The following is a 2,403-nucleotide window of genomic DNA, read 5'->3' as shown; positions in this document are numbered from 1 at the left end:
GGCGGGGACTGGGGCGGAGGCGGAGCCTGCGTGACGACGGTGAGGTCGCGCGCCGCGCCCAGCGCGGAGGCCAGCGAGTCCGGCTGGGGCTGCTCTGGCGTGGCGAGGGAGAACGCATGGGCCTCCTCGCGCTGCTCGACGGCGAGGAGCGACTGGCCCACGACGACGAGCCGCACGAAGCGCCGGCCCTCCTCGATGCGCCGCACGAGTTGGGGCGCCGCGCCGTCGAGCTTGAGCACGGCGATGCCGCCACGGCCGAGCGCGACGTAGGTCACCCCCTGGTGGATGACGGAGTCGAGGACGGGGCCCAGGCCCAGTGCTTCCGCGGCACGTGAGGCCGGGGACACAGGAGCCTGGGCGACGATGACGGAGGCGAGGAGCGCGGAGCCGAGCATGAAGCCGGCTCTATATCGCTCCTCGCCCCCGGGGTTCCTGGACTTTGGGTCAAGCCTCCCTAGTCGACGAGCAGCCGCTTCACGGGCGCCGGGTCCACGGCCACCATCAGGGGCCGGGTGAAGTGGCTGAACGACATCAGCGCCTGGCCTGGAGCGAGCCGCGACACACGGCTCCACAGGCTTTCATCGATGCTGCCCACGCTCTTCTTCAACTGGTTGATGACGGCCCCGTCAGTAATCTTGTGGATGATGAAGTTGTTGAGCAGGGCCAGCACCTCGGAAGGCAGGTGCTGCGGGAGCTGGGTGACGAAGACGAGCCCCAGCCAGCGCTTGCGGCCCCGCTTCGCGATGCGAGCGACCTGTTCGAAGAGGGTCTTCATCTGCGCGATGCGGCTGGCGGACAGGAACTCGTGGGCCTCTTCAATGATGATGAGGACCGGCGTGATGTCCTTGCCCTCGCGGTGGGCCTTCTCGTAGCTGGCCTCCTGCCGCTCCTGGATGCCTCGCAGGATGTCCGCGATGACCAGGTTGTTGAGCTGGGGGGACTCCGTGTCCGACAGATCGATGACGGACACCCGCCCTGGCGAGAGCATGGTGTCGTACTTCACGCCCTCCGTGGCTCCCATGTCGAAGATGTTCAGCCGGCGCAGCCGCTGAAGCTTGCTGGCCAGCGCCTTCCAGCTGATGACGTTGCGGCTGCTCTGCGCCATCACCCGCCGCATCACCTTGCCGGGGTCGTTCTTGAAGACGCTGTAGAGCGTCAGGGAGTTGGCTGGAGGCCCCTCGTCCTCTTCCAACACTTCGATCTCGTCCGAGATCGTCCCCTTTGACTTCGCGGCGCGGCGCGGCTTGCTCTTGCCCTCGGCCTTGCCCTCGTCGCTCATGCTGTAGAGGTAGGCGTTCACCACGTCCAGCAGGTGCTGGATGGTCATCTTCGGGTAGCCCGTGGACAGCTCGTCCACCTCCAGCGCGTCCCGTCGCTCCTCCTCCGTCACCGGATAGACCTCGAAGTCCTCCAGCAAGAGCTTCGTGACGTCGTACGCCTTGAGGAAGCGCTCCTGCTGCGCCTCCGACATGTCGAGGATCTCCGCCAGCGCGTAGGGCGACAGGCTGGAGAAGTTCAACGAGAAGGCGTGCTTGTTCTTGTGGCGCGGGTTGCGGCTCTCACGGCCGACCAGGTGATGGATGTGCAGGTCCTTCACGCCCTCGGGCTTCTGGTTCCGGCGCTTGAGGGTCTCCACCATGGCGTGGTGGTCCGTGGGCCGGTCCACGTGCGTGTACTCGCCCTCCACGTCGAAGACGATGGTGGCGATGCCGGAGCTCTGCGCGCGGTGGATGAGCGTGGCCACCGTGGTGGACTTGCCGCCGCCCGTCGTCCCGATGATGCCGGTGTGCCGGGGCAGCACGGACTTGTCGCGGGCGTTGATGCGCGCCTCCATCCGCTCGTAGCCCACCACCGTGCCAATGCTCATCTCCCCGCTGACACCCAGCACCTTCGCGCTCTCCTCCTCGTCGAGCACGAAGACGGGGCTCTGCGGCCGGGGACGGAAGCGGTGCGGCTTGAGCACGCCCGCGACCTCCTCCCCGAGGATCTCCACCTCCGCGCGGCCGTGGTACTCGAAGGTGTACGAGAGCTTCTTGCCGTGGGTCACCACGCCAATGGCCATGGTGGAGTTCGCGGGAACGGCGTTCGGCTCCGCGAAGGGCCCCCGGACGACGACGCCCAGGTAGGCCCTGTCGTCCTCGCGGCACTTGATGCGCACCAGCGTCTGCGACGCCAGCCGGTGCAGGTCCTCCTTCGTGGACAGGACGGTGACGAGGTTGTCGTGGCTCGCGCTGGTGTCGAAGTGGGTGAAGCCCACGGCGTTCTCCAGCTCCGGGTCGGCCTTGAGCGCCTCCGCCCGCTCCTTCGCCGCGTCGATTTCGCCCTTCGCCCTGTCCGGCAGGGGCAGCGCGACTTCGTTGCGCGGCGGCTCCGCGGGCGGCGGCTGGGGAACCGGGGCCCGTG

The 2,403-nt window shown here is 67.9% G+C and carries 2 protein-coding genes; both read right to left on the bottom strand.

Features of this window, described 5'->3' with window-relative positions:
• Positions 1 to 395, bottom strand: a 395-nt coding sequence (locus D7V80_RS40750) for a hypothetical protein (RefSeq protein WP_199738994.1), incomplete at its 3' end; no start/stop codon positions are given.
• Positions 396 to 454: 59 nt separating this feature from the next.
• Positions 455 to 2,341, bottom strand: a complete 1,887-nt coding sequence (locus D7V80_RS40745) for an ATP-binding protein (RefSeq protein WP_233586094.1) — start codon at positions 2,339 to 2,341, stop codon at positions 455 to 457.
• Positions 2,342 to 2,403: the final 62 nt, after the last annotated feature.

Origin of the sequence: Corallococcus sp. CA054B (assembly GCF_003611625.1) — a bacterium.
In the GTDB taxonomy this organism is placed as follows: domain Bacteria; phylum Myxococcota; class Myxococcia; order Myxococcales; family Myxococcaceae; genus Corallococcus; species Corallococcus coralloides.
This window is presented reverse-complemented; position numbering and strand designations above follow the sequence as displayed.